The sequence below is a fragment of the Alkalihalophilus lindianensis genome, from assembly GCF_032843265.1.
Classification (GTDB): Bacteria; Bacillota; Bacilli; order Bacillales; family Bacillaceae_D; genus Alkalihalophilus; species Alkalihalophilus lindianensis.
The window spans coordinates 1-247 of the sequence record NZ_JAWJBA010000809.1; the positions used below are offsets into that span (position 1 = coordinate 1).

Below are 247 nucleotides of genomic sequence, written 5' to 3' on the forward strand. Positions count from 1 at the left end.
GACAGTATCTATTCCGGAATTCGTACAATTACTTAATGTAAAATCAATAATGCGGTATTTCCCTCCAAAAGGCACTGCAGGCTTGGCAAGGTCCTTTGTCAAATCATTCAGCCTGCTTCCCTTTCCTCCCGCTAAAATACAAGCTACGCACTTTTTCTTTACCATTTCCTTTCCGCTCCTTTCGTTTCCTAACCGGTCTAATCATTTGACAGCCAAACGGGGCAATTGTTAACTTTATTGAAAATGG

The 247-nt window shown here is 41.3% G+C and carries 1 protein-coding gene; it reads right to left on the reverse strand.

Annotation, left to right across the window (positions count from 1 at the left end; translation table 11 throughout):
* Positions 1 to 165: sugar phosphate nucleotidyltransferase (locus RYX56_RS24415; RefSeq protein ID WP_317124394.1), on the reverse strand; the 165-nt coding region annotated here is incomplete at its 3' end.
* Between the last annotated feature and the right edge of the window lie 82 nt (positions 166 to 247).